Below are 18923 nucleotides of genomic sequence, written 5' to 3'. Positions count from 1 at the left end.
AAGCATAATAAAACATAAACAACAAAACTAAACTTAATAAATTATTGAAATACCAACACTTGTGAAAAAATAACAACAATAAACAAACAAAATAGATAAATATATCCAATTAAGGTATAATTAAGTTTTATATGATATAGTTATATTTGATAATTGACAATGGTAAAATTTGGAGGGAAAAAATGGATGAAAAAAAAATAGATAACATGAATTATTCATATAGCAACTATTCTAAAAAAACAGGTAAGCCAACTAGAAAAATAAAAAATAATAACCTTACACTCGAAACTAAAGAAGATAAAATTTGCTCTAGTTGCAACAAAGAAAATAATCCTAAAGATAATTACTGTAAATTTTGTGGAAATGAACTTTATGAAATAGTATCATTAAAGTCAAGCGAAACAAAACTTGACTTAAAATCTAAAATAAAAGAACACTCATATCACGCAAATACAAGAGGAATATTTTTAACGACCTTTTCAACTATATTCATATTGCTTGTTATTTCATTAATATTTAAGGCTATAATTACTATTCAATTTAATGATATAAGTTATATGATAAATCCAGCACATATAATTTTAGCTCTTAATCTAGGACAAATTAGCGTATCTATGTCTACTATGATGGGTTCTGGATTTATAAGTGCAAATATAGGCTTGTTAATATTACTTATAATTCCTGTTTTAGGATTAATTATATCAAATTTAATTTTTATGAGAAAAAGATGTAAGGATTCAAAAACTACACTAGCCAATTCTCTTGGAGTTGGAATTTTATATGGATTAATTTTAGCTATTTTATGTACTTTTACTAATGTTAAAACTAGCTCACATAGTATGCTAGAATATGGATATGCTTTAGAGTATAGTTACGAATTTTTTAGTGCACTACTAAATGGATTTGTATTAGGATTTATATGTACATATATAACTAATTATAGAAAAAGCTATGAAAAAGAAAATATGTATATGTCCCTTTTTTCAAATGCTATTAAAATATTCATATTAGGATATGCTTTAGTGTTAGCAATACTTTTTGTATTAACTATATCTGATAGTAGTTATTTAAATGAATTGAATATGAGTGGATATTCAAGTGGCATTGATTTATTTGCTATATTGCCACAAATTGCGAGCTATATGTGGGCTTTTGCAAATGGAATTTCAGTAACAATAATAAATTCAACATTGTCAATGTTTAGCTTAGGTTCATCATCTTTATTTGGAGATACTAAATTAATGTTTTATGCAATGGGGGCTTTGTCTGCATTAATAATTTTATTAAATGGATATAAGTTAAGATTTAAATATGAAACATATAGTATTAAACCTGTAATAATATTTAGTATATATTATGCATTTTTAATGGGTATGTTAGCTTTGTTTAGCACATTTATACTTGATAGTAATATTAATTTCTTTAATACAACTAGTTATGGAACAACTCTAGTTATGCAATTTAAAGTGTTCTCGACTATTATAATTTCATTTATATACAGTTTTGTGATATCTTTAATAGGATATAAACTAAACTCAGCTGATTAAATATGATTGGAGGAAACTTCTGTGGAAGAAAATAATAAAAAGACAGTGGATGATAAATTTTCTAAGGTTAAAAAAAGATTTGGCAATGGAAAATTTAAGATTGAATTATATAAAGAAAAATCAAAGATAAATAGCGAAATTGATGATATTCAAGAAAAGAAGAGTAAGCTCTTTTTAGTAATGGGAATGTTGACTTATCAAAAAATTAGAGAAAATTCTATTGATGATGAGTGTTTTGATAAATTCTGTGATGAGTTATTAGAACTTGATAAGATAATTTATGAAAAAAATATGGAAATCAATGATATGGAAATTGCAGAAAGCAATGTAACTTGTGAATGTGGCTATGTTGGAAATATAAATGACAAATATTGCTCTGAATGTGGTAGAAAATTTGAATTAGATAATGATTGTGATGATTTTATAGTTTGTGGTTATTGTGAAAGTGAGATAGATTCAGAATCTGAGTTTTGTCCATGTTGTGGTAGAAAAATTATTATGGATTTAGAATAATATTGGGAAACCTATGTATTGTATACATGGGTTTTTTTATTGAAATCATTTGTATCTATATAGGAATGAAAATAAAAACCAAAAAAATGAAATAAATTTTCTTAAAACTATGAAATATAAGGAAATAATTGGAATAAATCTATAAAAAAATAGAATTGATAAAAAAATATGAAAAAATATTGCAAAGAAAAAGTTTTCATGTTATTATTAATACATAAATTAAGAAAATAAATTTCAGAAATGAGGTAATCAAAAAAATGCTAGATAAGGTAAAGGGAAGACTAATAGTATCATGCCAAGCTTTAGAAAATGAACCTCTTCATAGTTCTTTTATAATGGGTAGAATGGCTAAAGCGGCTCAGGAAGGTGGAGCAGTTGGAATTAGAGCTCAAGGAGTTGATGATATTATTGAAATAAAAAAAGTTACTGAACTTCCTGTCATAGGTATTATAAAGAGAAATTACGAAGATTCAGATATATATATAACACCAACTAAAAAAGAAGTAGATGAGCTTTTAACAACAGGATGTGAAATGATAGCACTGGATGCTACTAATAGAGTTAGACCAAACAACGAAGATTTGAAAGAAATTATAAATTATATAAAAGAAAATAATGTTTTAGTAATGGCTGATATTTCAAATTATGATGAAGCTGTTAAGGCACAAGAATACGGTGTGGACTGCGTTTCAACTACATTATCTGGGTATACTCCATATACAGAAACTTTAGATGGTCCAGATTTTGTACTGATGGAAAGACTGGTTAAAGATTTAAAAATACCTGTAATAGCAGAAGGAAAGGTAAATACTCCTCAAGATTTAAAAAAAGTCTTTGAACTTGGAGTTCATTCATCAGTTGTAGGTTCGGCAATAACAAGACCACAATTGATAACAGAAAAATTTGTTAAAGCAATCGAAATTAATTAAAAATTAATTTATAAATTAAAAATTTATTATATTTAACTATATTTGAAAATTAAAATTGGAGGTAAAGATATGAGAACAACAGATATGAAAGGAATTTATTCAGCATTATTAGTTTCATTTGATAAGGAAGGAAATATAAACGAAAAAGGGTTAAGACAAATAATTAGACATAATATAGATGTTTGTAAAATAGATGGTCTTTATGTAGGTGGAAGTACAGGAGAAAACTTCATGCTTTCAACTGATGAAAAGAAAAAAATATTTGAAATAGCTAAAGATGAAGTGAAAGAAGAAATAAAGTTAATAGCTCAAGTTGGTTCAGTTAATTTAAAAGAAGCTGTAGAACTTGCTAAATTTACAACTGATTTAGGATATGATGCTATAAGTGCTGTTACACCTTTTTACTATAAATTCGATTTTGAAGAAATAAAACATTATTACAATACAATAATAAATTCTGTAGATAATAGATTAATAATATACTCTATACCATTTTTAACTGGTGTTGATATGAGTTTAGATCAATTTGGAGAATTATTTGAAAATGAAAAAATAATAGGTGTTAAGTTTACAGCAGCAGATTTCTACTTATTAGAAAGAATGAGAAAAACATTCCCAAATAAATTAATATTTGCAGGTTTCGATGAAATGATGTTACCAGCTACAGTTTTAGGTGTAGATGGAGCAATTGGTTCTACATTCAATGTAAACGGTGTCAGAGCTAGACAAATATTTGAACTAACTAAGAATGAAAAAGTATCAGAAGCACTTGAAGTGCAACATGTGACAAATGATTTAATAACAGATATATTAGGAAATGGTCTATATCAAACAATTAAATTACTACTTGAAGAACAAGGCGTTGAAGCTGGATATTGTAGACAACCTATGAAAGAAGCAACTGATGAAATGAAATCAAGAGCGAAAGAAATATACAGAAAGTATTTTTAAAAATACTTTTAGTATGGGAGGATTAGTCAAATGGTAGGATTTACTTGGATAGATTTTGCAATACTAGTAGTTTACTTATTGGCAGTTTTATTTGCAGGATTATTATTTTCAAAGAAGGAAATGAAAGGAAAAGAGTTCTTCAAAGGTGATGGAACTATTCCATGGTGGGTTACATCAGTGTCAATATTTGCTACATTATTAAGCCCAATATCATTTTTATCACTAGCAGGTAATTCTTATGGTGGAACATGGATTTTATGGTTTGCACAATTAGGTATGTTTATAGCTATACCTTTAACAATAAAATTCTTCTTGCCACTATATAGTAGGTTAGAAATAGACACTGCATATGAGTACTTAGAAATGAGATATGAAAGTAAAGGTCTTAGAGTGATTGGAGCTTTAATGTTTATAATATATCAAATAGGACGTATGTCTATAATAATGTATCTACCATCAGTAGTTTTAGCAGGTCTTACAGGAATACCTGTAAATGTGTTAATAATAGTTATGGGTGTAATAGCAATAATTTATTCATATACAGGTGGATTAAAAGCTGTTTTATGGACTGACTTTATACAAGGTATGGTACTAATAGTAGGTGTTACAGGTACGCTATTCTACCTAATATCAAGTATAAATGGTGGATTTGGAACAGTGATGGATACTCTTACAAGTGGTCATAAATTCTTAGCAACAAATGAAGTTATGTTTGATAAAAATATACTATCTACAAGTGCATTTATAATATTTGTTGGAGCTGGTCTTAATACTTTTTCATCATATGTATCAAGTCAAGATATAGTTCAAAGATTTACTACAACAACTGATATAAAACAACTTAACAAAATGACATATGGAAATGGTGTTTTATCAATGGGACTAGCAACAGTATTTTATCTAATTGGAACTTGTTTATTTATATACTATACTCAAAATCCAGATTTAGCTCAAACAGTTCAACAAGACCAAGTATTTGCATCATATATAGCCTATGAATTACCAGTAGGTATAACAGGAATACTACTTGCAGCAATATATGCAGCATCTCAATCAACTTTATCAACAGGGCTTAATTCAGTTGCTACAAGTTGGACTTTAGATATACAAACTATTATAACAAAAGATATGAGTATGGAAAGACAAACTAAGGTAGCACAATATATATCATTGGGAGTAGGTATACTTTCTATAGTTGTTGCAATAATCTTAGCAAATGGAGAGATAAAGTCAGCATATGAATGGTTCAATAGTTTTATGGGTCTAGTTTTAGGAGTTTTAGCAGGAATATTTGTACTTGGTGCGTTTTGTAAAAGAGCAACTAAAATGGGAGCATATGTTGGATTTGCAGTATCAGCAATTTTAGTTGTTTATCTAAAATACAGAGTACCAGAAGTAACTTCTTGGGCTTATTCTCTAATAACAATAACTACTTCTGTAGTAGTAGGAACAGTATTTAGTGCAATAGAATCTAAAGTTAAAGCAAAAGTATATTTACCAAAAGCTGAAACTACAGTTTATTATGAAAAATAATATAGAATTTAAATAAGAAATTATCTTATAGAGTGACTAGATTAGAGTGATTAGATATATAAATAATCTAGTTACTCTATAAGAATGTATAAAGAACTTTATATGTAAAAAATCTGAAAGTAGAATGTATTTAAAATTATATAGGGAGATAGTGCTTATGATATTTGGAAGTATAAATCATAGTAAGACATATTCAACATTACATGAAGATTTGCTTAAGTGTTTTGAATATGCTAAAGAAAATTCATTGATAGATTACGAAAAAGGGACTCATACAATAGATGGTGATGACATCTTTGTAAATATCGTTGAGTATAAAACTTGTGAAAAAGAAGAAAGATTCTGGGAAGCTCATAAGAAATATATAGATGTACACTTGATGCTAGATGGATGTGAAAGAATAGATTTGAATTTTATAGAAAATCTAGAGCAAAAGACATATGAGGAAGATAGTGACTTTCTACCTCTTGATGGACAAAATAATGGATATGTTGAACTTAGAAAAGGTGATTTCCTAGTATGTTATCCAGAAGATGCACATATGACAGCAATAAAAGTTTCAGAAAAAGAAAATATCAAAAAAGCTATTTTTAAGGTTTTGGTTAGATAATGAAAATTTATATAACCGCTAAGGCTGAAAATAGTGATTTAACTTTCAGCGATTAGTGAGATTTCGTAAATTTTAGTTAGATTACTATTTTCAGCCTTAGTTTTTTATAGGAAAGTTTAAATAGACATTAAAAAGTTTAGAATTGTATAGAGGAGTTAATTTATGGATAATATAGATGTATTTTTATTAATAGGACAAAGTAATGCTAGAGGTTTGGGAAATCCAAAAGACAGTGTTATTCCAAATGAGAATTGTTTTGAATACTTAAGTACTGACGAGATTATAAACATGAGATGTGAATTAGAGACTTCTGAAGGGGATGGGACTATAGCACCTGCATTTTCAAATGAGTGGAATAGACTTACTGGTAATAAAGTTTGTTTTATACACAATGCAAAGGATGGGTCAAGAATAAAAAATTGGAATCATGATAATAACTGGTTTTTAGATGATACTATAGAAAAGTTTAATGCAGGGTGTAATACTTTAAGCAAGGATTATAAAATATCAAATAAATATGCTATTTGGATTCAAGGTGAAAGTGATGCAAAATATGGTAGTGATGTTTTATACTATAAAGAGAGTCTAAAAAAAATTGCATATAGACTTAAGGAAGAATGTATGATTGATAAAATGTTTGTTAGTTTAACTGGTTATTGGCTTGGAGAAGATGAATATTTTGTTAGAACAAGACGAATTGCAGCAGCGCAAGAATTTGCTTGTAATGAATGTGACATATTAAGTATAGGAAGTAAAATTGCTATGAAATTTCATGATCAAGGTCTAACTATTGATGATGTACATTATAGTCAAGAAGGTCTTAATATGTTAGGAGAAGATTTATGTAAGAATATTTATAAATATCATATAACTGAGGAAAAAATTATATTAAAGGATACCATAGATTTATCAGAAGCGAGAAAATATATCTATGAGTTAGAAAAAATAAATAAAAAATTCATGTAATATAAAGTTTTAATTAGTAATATTGGTTATAAAAATAATTTGTATGGAGATATGTTATGAAAAATTATGTTTGTATAGATATTGGAGGTACTTCAATAAAATATGGATTTATTAGAGAAGATGGGTTAATAATCGATAAATCAAGTTTAGATACTGAAGCAAAAGAAAAAGGTGGACCAGGAATATTATCTAAAATAAAGAAAATAGTTAAAAAATATATGAAAGAAAATAATATTGATGGGATATGTATATCAACTGCAGGTATGGTTGACCCCATTGAAGGTAAGATAGTATTTGCGTTAGAAGAATTAATTCCAAACTATAAAGGTATGGAATTAAAGAAAGAGATAGAAAAAGAATTTAATGTAAAATGTGAAGTTGAAAATGATGTTAATTGTGCTGGACTTGGTGAAATGTGGCTTGGAGCAGGTAAGGAAGCAACTTCTTCTATCTGTATGACAATAGGTACTGGTATTGGTGGTTGTGTTATAATAAATAATAAGCTTATAAATGGATTTAGTAATAGTGCTGGTGAAGTAGGATATATGAATATGAATGGAAGTACTTTTCAAGAGTTGGCATCAACTAGTAGCTTGGTAAAAAAATTAGCAAAAATAAAAAATATGGATGAAAATGACCTAAATGGGAAAATAATTTTTGATTTAGCAAAGAATAATGACGAAGATTGTTTAAAAGAATTGGATAATATGATAAAATCATTAGCAATTGGTATTGCAAATATATGTTATGTAATAAATCCAGAAGTTGTAATTTTAGGTGGCGGAATAATGGCACAAGAAGAATTTCTAAAACCTAAAATAGATAGAGCGTTAAAGGAGATTCTTATAGAAAGAGTTTATAAAAATACTAATGTAGAATTTGCAAAGAGACAAAATGATGCAGGTATGCTTGGGGCATTATATAATTTTTTAAACAAAATATAGAGAATAGAAGGTTTTTTAATGAGTATTTTAGAACAATTAGAATCACCAACTTTTAAAGTCACAAAGTCAGATAAATTACTGATAGCTTATATAAAAGAAAATATAGAGGATGTATTTTATAAACCAATATCACAAATTGCTAAAGAGAGTAATATTGGTGAAGCAACTATAACTAGATTTGTTAAAAAAATGAAGTTTAATGGGTTGCAAGACTTTAAAGTTACTTTAGCACAAGAAATATCAAGTAGTAATAAAAAAAATATTATAAATAAGAATATACAAAATGATGAGCCAGCTTTAGATACAGCCAAGAAACTTTTAAACTCAAATATAACTACTTTAGAGAATACTGTTGAGATAATCAATAGTGTAGATGTTCATGACTGTGCAAGACTTATAATAAATGCTAAAAAAGTTTACTTTATAGGTATTGGATATTCAGGAATAATAGCACAAGATTCAAACTATAAGTTTATGAGAATTGGACTTAATTGTGTAAGTTTTGATAGTAGTCATACTATGATAATGATGTCTTCTATAATGGAAGAAGGAGATTTAATAGTTGCAATTTCTCATTCTGGCGAAACTGAAGAAATTATAAAAACTGTAAAACTTGCGAGAGCTAATAATGCTAAAATTATATCTATTACTGAAAATAAAAATTCTGAATTGAAGGATATTTCAGATGTGCACTTATCTTATGTATCAGGGGAAACTGTATTGGAAACAGGTTCAATATCTTCTAAATTAGCACAATTTTTTATTATTGATTTAGTATATACACAGGTAGTAAAGGAGCTTTCAAATGAAGCTATTGAAAGAAAAATCAAGACTACAAATGCTATAAAACTGTTTAAAAATGAATAAAATCAGATATTTGTAATACTTTATGTGGTTTTCTTAAAAATTTAGTAATGGGGAGATTTTACATGTCTAAATTAAAAGACTATGATATTGACAAAGTAATGCTTTTTAATAATTTATGTAGTGAAACTAAGAATCAACTTAAAGAAAAAGCTAAACTAAAAAGATTACAAAGAAAAGAAATTTTATTTTATGAAAAAGAACAATTAGACAGGGTATATGTACTTTTAGATGGGAAAGTATCCATTTTTAAGATAAGCGAAAATGGCGAGAGAAAGGTGATTTTTATATTAAATAATGGAGAAATTATAAATGACATTACCTTTGATTTTACTAAGAATTCTGCTGTTGGATGTGAGGCATTTGAAAATTCAATTGTGTTTTATTATAGTATTGAAGAATTTACAGAAATTATGAAAAATGATTTTCAGCTTACAAAAGATATTATTTCTTATATGGAGAGAAGGACAAGACGTTTATATAGACAGTTAAAAAATTCAATATCTATAAAAGTAGACAAGAAATTAGCAGCAAAATTATATAGATTAAGTAAAGAATTTGGAGTTTGTTGTGGAGAATGGACATTATTAAATGTAAATCTTACAGTTACATACTTAGCAGATATGCTTGGTTGTAAAAGAGAGACAGTTTCTAGAATGATAAAAGTATTGCAAAAAGAAGAACTTATAAAGATTGATAATAAAGGTTTTTATGTAAAAGAGAGCGAGCTATCAAAATACTTTAAAAATAATTAATTATAATTAAATAAAGGCATTATTAAGAGAATCTATGTATAGATTCTTTTTTATTTATCTAAAATGGTAATATTTACCTTAAGTTTATTGAAACAGCTGAGTTCTGATAGTATAATTAATTTAATATGAACAGTAAATATACAGATGTTGACACAGCTTCTATGCGCAGAAAGGGATGTATCAAAATGAAAAATAAAAAATTCATAGGTTATGCTTTAGGTTTGATTTTTATATGTGTATTTGTGATGTTTTCTCTTTGGGATTTTACCTATAATGTTAATTCACTAGTAGAAAAAAGCAAAAAGATGCATTTAGAAGAGTTATCATTGCAAAGTTCAAATACTATAAATGTTAAGCTTAATTCACTAACAAAGTTTATAAATAGTATTTCTAAAGTTATTTCAGAGTCAGAGGGTATGAAGAAAGAAGATATAATGAAATTATTAAATGATGTATCAAAGGAATCTGATTTTGAAAAAATCTACATTGCATATCCAGATGGTACAGCCTATACAGGTGATGGAAAGGTCTATAATATATCGCAACATAGCTATTTTAAGAAGGCAATGAAAGGGGAAAGCAATATTTCAGAAATCATAAAATCATCTGTTAACAATGAAAATAGTTTTATAGTAGCGTCTCCTATGTACAAAAATGGTGAAGTGATTGGAGTTCTGTATGGTTCTTATTATACAAGTAAATTAAGTGAATTTATAGATGTGACTAGTTTTAATGGAGAAGGGAGTACATATATATTTGAAAAGTCAGGAAATCTTGTCTTAAAATCTACTCCAGGAAAAACTGATGATGCCATAGATAATGTTAGTGATTTTTTTGATTTTATTTATATTGGAGAAAATTACAGTTATAAAAACTTTATTGAAGATATATCAAATGAGAAAAGTGGATTTTTAGAATATAAATTTGAAGGAAAAGAGGAATATGCCACGTATACTCCAGTTGGTATAAATGATTGGTATGTATTGTCTTTTATTCCAAAGACTTTGATAGTGAAAGAGATTTCTAAGATAAATAAACTTGCAATTATATTAACAACTAAAAACTTCATAGCACTTTCAGTTTTGATTTTAATTGTATTTTATAAAGAGAAAAAATCCAAAGGAAAGCTTGTAAAAGCAAATTTAGAGATATCTTCACTAACTAACAATATACCAGGTGGTGTTTTTAAATGTAGTGTAGGTGAAAAATATGAATTTGTGTTTTTAAGTGATGGATTTATTGACCTGTTTGAATATACTAAAGAAGAGATAAAATCTATGTTTAATAATAATTTTTATGATGTAATTTATAAAGATGATGTAGATAGAGTGAAAAGGGAATTTGCACTTCAAATATTAGAATCAAAAGTAGTTGAAATAGAGTATCGAATGATTACTAAGAGTGGGAATTTTGTGTGGGTTGTAAATAAGTGTGAGCTAATAAAAGATTCTGATGGAAAAGAGTATTTCTACTGTGTGTTGGTTGATGTAACAGATTTAAAAAGAGCAGAAGAAGAACTTAAGATTAATGAAGAAAGACTTAGAATAGCCTTATCCAAGACATCTAACATAGTATTTGACTATTATGTGCATACAAAATCTATACATATCTCTAGTGATATCTCTTTAATATATGGAGTACAAAAAAATATTGAAAATGGTATAGAATATTTTATAGATTCTGGGATAATACATCCTGACTTTGTTGATGTGTTTAAAGAATCTTTTAACAAAATAGAAAAAGGTGAAGAAAGTGTAGTATCTGTAATAAAAACAAAACTAGTCAATGGGAAATATATATGGAATAGAATGACTCTAACTAATCTATTTAATGGAGCAGAAATTCCAATTAGAGCGATAGGTCTATTAGAAGATATAAATGAGCAAAAAAAAGCTGAAATGCAATATAATCAAGAAGAACAATATAGAAAAGCTATGTTGTCTGAAGCAATTGCTATATATGAAATTAATTTTTCTCAAGATAAATTTATATCAAGCAATATAAAGCCTAATAATAATTTAGGTTTAAGAACTACTGGAAAATATTCTGAAGTAATGGAGGATATTGTTGACGATATAGTTTTTATTTCAGATAGGGAAAACTTTAAAAAAGTATTTTATTATGAAAATATCTTAGATTCATATAATAAGGGAGTAAATGAGTTAAAGTTAGAGTATCGAAGATATGACAATGATGGTAAGATTTTGTGGGAACTTTGTACAATGCATTTACTTAAAGACCCACAAAGTAATAAACTTAAAGGATTTGCGTACATTAAAGATATAGATAAACAGAAAAAAGAAGAGATTGAGCTTAAATTTAAAGCTGAACGTGATATATTAACAGGAATTTATAATAAAGGTACAACTGAAACTCTAATAAAGAGGTTTTTAAGTTTAGACAAGGCTAAAGAAAGTAGTCATGCATTTTTTATTATTGATTTAGATGATTTCAAAGCCATTAATGATAATTTAGGACATGTCTTTGGTGATAAAGTTTTAGTTGAAGTCTCAAAAAAATTGACTTCTATTTTTAGAGAAGATGATATAATTGGACGTATTGGTGGAGATGAATTTGTAGTTTTCATAAAAAATATGAAGAATATGAAATTTATTGAAAACAAAGCGATTGAGTTATGTAATGCATTTAGAAATTATTATACTGGAGTAAATAAGTCATATAAAGTTTCTTGTAGTATTGGAATATCTATTATGCCAAATCATGGAACAACTTTTATTGAATTATATGAAAAAGCAGATAAAGCTCTTTATTATTCAAAAAAACAAGGAAAAGATAGATTTATTATATTTAATGACTCTATTTAAAGTTTAAATGCAAATGGAGGGTTTAAATATTTAAATAGAAAGAATATTAAGTTAAATAAGAATACTTTAACTATCTTGATATGATTTAGTTATAAATGGAGGCATATTATGAATGGGAAATATAGATTTACTATTACTATGGTTATTTTTTTACTTATATTAAATACATCATTTGTTTTAGCCGCTTCTGAGAAAGAAAAAGTGAGAGTTGGATATTGGCCTAGTTATGGAATTTCTATTACAAAAGATGGTCAGTTATATGGATATACATATGATTATATGAATGAAATCGCTAAAATAAATAATTGGAAATTAGAATATATACCTTGTGGATGGGGTCAAGGTCTAGAAATGCTTAAAGAGGGAAAAATTGATATATTTGGAGCATTGCAAAAGAGTGAAGAGCGTGAAAAATACTATGATTATACGAATTTAAATTTTGGATATGAATATGGAGCATTGTATGTAAATTCCAAAAACAATATCATATCTTATAATAATCTAAAAGAGATTGATGGAAAAGTAATAGGTACAGTTTCAGATAATCATTTTAAAAGTGTATTTGATGAATACTGTAAAAAAAATAAAATATCTGTAAAATATAAATACATAGAAGGTGCAGAAGAACTTCAAAGAGAACTTGAAAAAGGAACCATTGATATGATACTTACAGGAAGCATTAGAGATATACCAAATACAAAGGTAGTATTACGTTTTTCATCAGAGCCTGTCTATTATGCAACAACTAAGGGAAACAAAAAAATACTAGATGGTTTGAATTATGCATTAAATGAGATTAAACGAGAAGATATATATTATGATGGTAATTTATTTAATAAACATTATAAAGATACTGCAATAGCCACAGAAGTATTTACTTTGGAGGAAAAAGAATATATAAAGAAACATCCTATAATAAAAGTTGTATCAGGCCCTAATACATCACCACTATCTTTTTATGATAAAAATACAAATTCCTACAAAGGTATATCAATAGATATATTAAAATCAATTTCAAATAACTCAGGTTTAAAGTTTGAGTATATAAAGGTAGATAATTTTTCTGAAGGTTTAAAAATGGTTGAAAATGGTGAGGTAGATATCTGTGCAAATATGTTTATGTCACGGAGTACTGAGTTAGAGCATAATATTGTATTTACTGATGGATACCTTGAAACTACTATGTTAGGTTTGGCAAAAAATGATATTAGAATGAATGAAAAAACTAAGGTAGCAATGATTAAATGGACAGGTATAGAATCATTCGTAAAAGAATATTATCCAAATCAAGAAGTAAGTTTTTATCCAAATGCTAGTAAATGTATTGAAGCTGTCAAGAAAGAAGAATGTGATGTATTTATAGGAAGCAACTATATACTAAATAATATAATTAACACTGAAGAATTTGATGAGCTTATGTTTATGCCAATAAAAAATCAAGTCGTGGATATTGGAATAGGGGTTTCTGGAAAAGCAAATCCTGCATTGTTGTCAATACTCAATAAATCTATTAATAGAGTTACAGAAGAAGAGGTTGCAATTGCAGTTACAGGTAGTACAAAGTATTTAGAGCACAAGGTTACTCTATTAGATTTTATACAACATAATATTATGGTATTTATTTTGATAATATCATTTCTTATATTTATAGTTTTTGGAATATTTATTGTAAATTATAAGATACAAGTGAATAAATTAAAAAAGATAGCATATATTGATGAAGTAACAGGTATAAGGAGTTTACTGAAATTTAAAATTGATGCTAATAAGCTTTTTGAAAAATATGGAACATATAACTTTGCTATATATTATATCAATATAGATAAATTTAAATATATAAATGATATGTTTGGTTTTGAATTTGGAGATAATATTTTAAAATACATAGCAAAAAAAATAGGTGAAAATGTTTTTAAGGATGAAATATATGCAAGGTTATCAGACGATAGATTTATTGTAATGACTAAAAAAAGTAATATAGAAAATTTAAGAAAAAGAGCAAATGATTTTTTTGAGATTGTCAATAATGATAAAAAAAATACATTTAAAATAGATATAATACTTAAATGTGGAGCATATTTAATTGATAAAGAAGATGTAAATATTGATGTAATGATTGATAGAGCTAAGATAGCTTGCCAAACAATAGAAACCAATTATAAAAGTAAAGTTGCTTTTTATGATGATAAAATAAGGATTTCTATACTTCATGAAAAAGAAATTGAAAATAATATGGATAATGCACTTTTAAATAAAGAATTTGTAGTTTATTTGCAACCTAAAATTAACCTTATAACAGAGGAGGTTGTAGGTGCAGAGGCTCTTGTTCGTTGGATTCATCCAATTAAAGGAACTATACCACCTAATGATTTTATTCCACTATTTGAGAAAAATGGATTTATAGAAAAACTTGATTTGTATGTTTGGGATAATATATTTAGTACAATGTCAAAATGGATAAAAAATGGAATAAAGCCACAACCAATTTCTATAAATGTATCAAGAATTCATTTAAATAATAGAAATATAGTAGCTAGTTTAAAATCTTTAATAAATAAGCATAATATACCAGCACATCTAATAGAACTTGAGTTAACAGAAAGTTTATTTTTGTCAAATATAAGTATGATTTTAGATATTTTAAATGATTTACATGATATTGGATTTATCGTATCTATGGACGATTTTGGAAGTGGATATTCTTCGCTCAGTCTTTTGAAAAAATTGCCAATTGATGTATTGAAGATTGATAGAGAATTTTTAAATGAGACAATTACATCTGTACGTGGAGAAAAGGTTATAAAGAATATAATTACATTAGGTAAGGATTTAGATATGCTAATTGTAGCTGAAGGAATAGAAACTGAAGGTCAATTAAATTTATTAAAAAATGCAGGTTGTGATATTGGACAAGGATTTTACTTTGCAAGACCTATGGATATAGAATCTTTTGAAAAGCTTGTATTTAAAAGAATAAATTTTTAATTTAAAGTTATAAATAATAAAAAAATATTACTAGAGCTGAATAAGCTATAGTAATATTTTTTTTATTATTTTTAAAACTGTGATAATTATCACAGAAGTATCTAAAAGAAAGTGTTAAGATTTAAACAAGATAATAAGCAAGCAAAACTAAAATATAAGAAAGGTGATAAAAATGAAATTAAAATTAGATTCATCCAAATTCAATGAAGGTCTGAATTCCCTAAAAAAAGACTACAAAATATTTGCACCAGTCATAATGCCATTTAAAGGTACTTTTTCAGATACTGACATGATAAGATACAAGGAAGTAAGCACTTTTGAAGAAATGGAATTTGCTCAAAAATCAAACTTTTCACCAAAAGAAGTAGTGCTTCCTATCAATCAAGTCTTATTTTACTTTACTGAAAAAGAATTTAAGGAAAGCGATTTAGACAATAAAAAGATTTTAATTTTTCTAAGAGCTTGTGACATAAATGGAATAAAGAGACTCGATGAAATATATTTAAATAATGGAGAAGAAAAAGATTATTTTTATAAACATATTAGAGAAAAAATAAAATTTGCACTTGTAGGATGTAAAGAGAGTTTTAGAAATTGTTTTTGTGTAAGTATGGATTCTAATAAAACTGATAACTATTCACTTGGATTGAATATAGAAGGAGAAAAATTGTACTTAGATATAAAAGACAATGAATTTAAAGTGTTTAATGGAGAGCCAGCAGAATTTGATGTCAGTCATGTAACGGAAAATTTAATTTCTGTAGATGTACCAGAAAATATTGATTCTAATGAGATGATAGGAAATCCAATATGGGATGAATATGACACAAGATGTATTGGATGTGGAAGATGTAATTTTGTATGTCCGACATGCTCATGCTTTACAATGCAGGATATTTTTTATAAGGAAAATGAAAATGTAGGAGAAAGAAGAAGAGTTTGGGCTTCATGTCAAGTAGATGGATATACAGATATAGCAGGTGGAAATTCTTTCAGAAAAAAACAAGGAGAAAGAATGAGATTTAAAACTATGCATAAAATAAATGATTTCAAAAAAAGATTTGGATATAACATGTGTGTTGGGTGTGGAAGATGTGATGATGCCTGTCCACAATATATATCATTTTCAAAATGTATAGAAAAAATAAATGATTTAGTAACTAGTAAGGAGGAGATATAAATGAACTCATATATACCAGTAAGTGCAAAAATACTAGATATAGTTAAACATACTGATAAAGAATGGACATTTAAAGTGAATTGCAATACAAAAGGGGTACTGCCTGGAAAATTCTATGAAATATCTATACCTAAATATGGTGAAAGTCCAATATCAGTATCAGGATATGGAGAAGATTATATTGACTTTACAATAAGAAATGTAGGTAAAGTTACTAGTGAACTATTCAATTATAAAGAAGGGGATTCGTTTTTTATAAGAGGACCTTATGGAAATGGATTTGATGTATCTTTATATGAAGGAAGAGAAATCGTAGTAGTAGCAGGAGGGAGTGCATTAGCTCCTGTAAGAGGAATAGTTGAATATTTTTATAACAACAAAGATAAGTGTGAAAAGTTTAAATTAATAGTAGGATTCAAATCACCAAAAGATGTCCTATTTGCAGACGACTTAAAAAGATGGAATGAAAAACTAGATGTTTTAGTTACTGTGGATGGAGCGGATGATGGCTATAGTGGAAATGTAGGATTAGTAACAAAGTATATCCCAGATTTAGATATAAAAGATATAAATAATACTTCTGCAATTGTAGTTGGTCCTCCAATGATGATGAAATTTACAGTAGGAGAGTTTTTAAAAAGGGATTTAGAAGAAAAAAATATTTGGGTTTCTTATGAAAGAAAAATGTGTTGTGGAATAGGAAAATGTGGACACTGTAAGATGGATGATACTTATATATGTTTAGATGGACCAGTATTTGATTATTCATATGCTAAAAATCTTATTGATTAGGGGGTGGAGTTTGTGATAAGAGATTTAAATACTAAAAAAGTAATGAAAAATGCTTACAGAATTACAAAAACAAAATATATAACTTCTTTAAGAGTTAGAGTACCAGGAGGTCTTATTGACCCTGAAAGTTTAATCACAGTTTCTAAGATTGCAAATGAATATGGTAATGGTCAGATACACATAACTACAAGACAGGGATTTGAAATCTTAGGAATAGATATGGAAGATATGGAAGAAATAAACAATATCATACAACCTGTTATTGAAAAGATGAATATAAATCAAAATGAGAAAAATGCAGGTTATTCAGCAGCAGGTACGAGAAATATAGCTGCCTGTATAGGTAATAAAGTCTGTCCAAAAGCGCAGTATAATACAACTGAATTTGCAAAAAAAATAGAAAAAGCAATCTTTCCAAATGACTTACATTTTAAAGTAGCCTTGACTGGATGTCCAAATGACTGTATAAAAGCTAGAATGAATGACTTTGGAATTATAGGAATGACATTGCCACTATATGAAAAAGATAGATGTGTGAATTGTGGAGCGTGTGTAAAAAAATGTTCAAAATTATCTGTTGGGGCGTTAAAAACAGAAAATAATAAAGTAGTAAGAGATGGAGATAAGTGTATAGGTTGTGGAGAATGCGTACTGAATTGCCCAACAAATGCATGGACTAGAGATGAAAAAAAATACTATAGATTAGCTATAATGGGTAGAACAGGGAAGAAAAATCCAAGACTAGCAGAAGATTTTCTTTTATGGGCAGATGAAGACAACATAATAAAAATAATACTTAATACTTACAAATATGTAGAAAAGTATATAGATAAAGATGCACCAGGAGGGAAAGAGCATATAGGATATATAATTGACAGGACTGGATTCATGGAATTTAAAAAATGGGCACTTGAAGGTGTACAATTTGAAGAAATAACTAAAGTACATGAAAATATATACTGGAGTGGAGTTAAATATCTATAATTAATAAAAATATATATTTAAATAAATTATAAATTTAATAGAAGGAAGAGGGAATTATGCATAAAGAAACTTTGGATAAATTAACTAATGCAGCTATAAATAAAATAAATTTATTAAATACAAGTAAGATAAAATATTTAGTGTCTTCTGCTTTTGCAGGACTTTATGTAGGTATTGGTATACTTTTGATATTTACTATTGGAGGAATTTTGACAGATGCAGGTTCTCCTATGACAAAGATAATGATGGGATTATCGTTTGCAATAGCACTTAGTTTAGTTGTAATGACAGGAACAGAACTGTTTACTGGAAATAATATGGTAATGTCTGCAGGCATGCTAAATAAAGGGGTAAGTATAAAAGATACTTCTAAAATATGGATATACAGTAACAAATAGTTTATAAAACTTTATAAAAAAATTATAAAAATATAAACTATACTGCGTATGTAGAGAAATCTGCATAGGACACCACTTTAAAACCAGTAAATCCTAAAGCTCTACTACCACAATAAAGGATAGAATCAGAAACCTTTATGATGGTGA

16 protein-coding genes are annotated in these 18923 nt (G+C 27.1%); all 16 read left to right on the top strand.

Annotation, left to right across the window (positions count from 1 at the left end):
* The first annotated feature begins 182 nt into the window (after positions 1-182).
* The 16 genes from KGF48_RS18765 (at position 183) to KGF48_RS18690 (ending at position 18776) form a co-directional block, all read left to right on the top strand.
* The gene (locus KGF48_RS18765) at positions 183-1547 is read left to right on the top strand and encodes a hypothetical protein (RefSeq protein WP_227868440.1); all 1365 of its coding nucleotides are present in this window, start codon (positions 183-185) and stop codon (positions 1545-1547) included.
* Positions 1548-1568: 21 nt separating this feature from the next.
* On the top strand, positions 1569-2060 hold the full coding sequence (locus KGF48_RS18760; protein ID WP_227868439.1) for a zinc ribbon domain-containing protein: 492 nt from the start codon (positions 1569-1571) through the stop codon (positions 2058-2060).
* Positions 2061-2317: 257 nt separating this feature from the next.
* Positions 2318-2989 (top strand): N-acetylmannosamine-6-phosphate 2-epimerase, encoded by a 672-nt coding sequence (locus tag KGF48_RS18755; protein ID WP_227840634.1) that lies wholly within the window; start codon positions 2318-2320, stop codon positions 2987-2989.
* A gap of 69 nt (positions 2990-3058) precedes the next feature.
* Positions 3059-3940 (top strand): N-acetylneuraminate lyase, encoded by an 882-nt coding sequence (locus KGF48_RS18750; protein WP_413894829.1) that lies wholly within the window; start codon positions 3059-3061, stop codon positions 3938-3940.
* 30 nt (positions 3941-3970) lie between these two features.
* A complete protein-coding gene (locus tag KGF48_RS18745; protein WP_227840633.1) occupies positions 3971-5473 on the top strand; it encodes a sodium:solute symporter in 1503 nt (500 codons plus the stop codon).
* A 157-nt stretch (positions 5474-5630) separates the two neighbouring features.
* The gene (locus KGF48_RS18740; RefSeq protein WP_227840632.1) at positions 5631-6083 is read left to right on the top strand and encodes a YhcH/YjgK/YiaL family protein; all 453 of its coding nucleotides are present in this window, start codon (positions 5631-5633) and stop codon (positions 6081-6083) included.
* Positions 6084-6245: 162 nt separating this feature from the next.
* Positions 6246-7049 (top strand): sialate O-acetylesterase, encoded by an 804-nt coding sequence (locus KGF48_RS18735; protein ID WP_227828854.1) that lies wholly within the window; start codon positions 6246-6248, stop codon positions 7047-7049.
* A gap of 56 nt (positions 7050-7105) precedes the next feature.
* The gene (locus KGF48_RS18730; protein ID WP_227868438.1) at positions 7106-7993 is read left to right on the top strand and encodes an ROK family protein; all 888 of its coding nucleotides are present in this window, start codon (positions 7106-7108) and stop codon (positions 7991-7993) included.
* 18 nt (positions 7994-8011) lie between these two features.
* Positions 8012-8860, top strand: a complete 849-nt coding sequence (locus KGF48_RS18725; protein ID WP_227482491.1) for a MurR/RpiR family transcriptional regulator — start codon at positions 8012-8014, stop codon at positions 8858-8860.
* Between the two features lie 62 nt (positions 8861-8922).
* Positions 8923-9612: a Crp/Fnr family transcriptional regulator gene (locus tag KGF48_RS18720; protein WP_227840630.1), complete on the top strand. Its 690-nt coding sequence runs from the start codon at positions 8923-8925 to the stop codon at positions 9610-9612.
* A gap of 185 nt (positions 9613-9797) precedes the next feature.
* Positions 9798-12437, top strand: a complete 2640-nt coding sequence (locus KGF48_RS18715) for a diguanylate cyclase (protein ID WP_227868437.1) — start codon at positions 9798-9800, stop codon at positions 12435-12437.
* Positions 12438-12545: 108 nt separating this feature from the next.
* A complete protein-coding gene (locus tag KGF48_RS18710; protein WP_227868436.1) occupies positions 12546-15422 on the top strand; it encodes an EAL domain-containing protein in 2877 nt (958 codons plus the stop codon).
* Positions 15423-15594: 172 nt separating this feature from the next.
* Positions 15595-16602 carry an anaerobic sulfite reductase subunit AsrA gene (gene asrA, locus KGF48_RS18705; protein ID WP_227840626.1) on the top strand — a complete coding sequence of 336 codons (1008 nt, stop codon included), beginning with the start codon at positions 15595-15597 and terminating at the stop codon, positions 16600-16602.
* Positions 16603-17394: an anaerobic sulfite reductase subunit AsrB gene (gene asrB / locus KGF48_RS18700; protein WP_227840625.1), complete on the top strand. Its 792-nt coding sequence runs from the start codon at positions 16603-16605 to the stop codon at positions 17392-17394. It abuts the gene before it with no gap.
* Between the two features lie 12 nt (positions 17395-17406).
* Complete coding sequence (asrC, locus tag KGF48_RS18695; RefSeq protein ID WP_227868435.1) at positions 17407-18378, top strand: sulfite reductase subunit C; 972 nt, start codon at positions 17407-17409, stop codon at positions 18376-18378.
* Positions 18379-18434: 56 nt separating this feature from the next.
* Positions 18435-18776, top strand: coding sequence for a formate/nitrite transporter family protein (locus KGF48_RS18690; RefSeq protein ID WP_227840623.1), 342 nt, complete (start codon positions 18435-18437; stop codon positions 18774-18776).
* Positions 18777-18923 lie beyond the last annotated feature (147 nt).

It is taken from the genome of Clostridioides sp. ZZV15-6388 (genome assembly GCF_020657755.1).
Classification (GTDB): Bacteria; Bacillota; Clostridia; order Peptostreptococcales; family Peptostreptococcaceae; genus Clostridioides.
The sequence above is the reverse complement of the archived record's forward strand: the minus strand, read 5'-3'. Positions and strand labels throughout refer to the sequence as shown.